A 247-nucleotide genomic window follows, 5' to 3' on the forward strand; every position below is an offset into this window, starting at 1 on the left:
AGAAGCCGATGATGATCTGGGCTGCCCATTACCTGAGTGCGATGGCCAAGGCACTGATGGATGATGCTGAGTTGGGGATGAGGCAGTGAGGGTTTGGCTTCAGGTTGAATGAAGGCCGCTAGGTGTTCGCCACAACATTTTCTGCGCCTGTGGTATCGAGCGCCGCCCGCGCGGCGCTTCGCGGGGCAAGCCCGCTCCCACATTTGTTGCAACGTGCCAAACCTGTCAGGCCATCGTTACCCGCTTT

General features: G+C 58.7%; 1 protein-coding gene. It reads left to right on the forward strand.

Going from position 1 to position 247, the window contains the following annotated elements; translation table 11 throughout:
• Positions 1-89: DUF3077 domain-containing protein (locus J5M58_RS27455; protein WP_207880648.1), on the forward strand; the 89-nt coding region annotated here is incomplete at its 5' end.
• Positions 90-247: the final 158 nt, after the last annotated feature.

The organism is Pseudomonas sp. 32_A, from assembly GCF_017490905.1.
Taxonomy (GTDB): Bacteria; Pseudomonadota; Gammaproteobacteria; order Pseudomonadales; family Pseudomonadaceae; genus Aquipseudomonas; species Aquipseudomonas inefficax.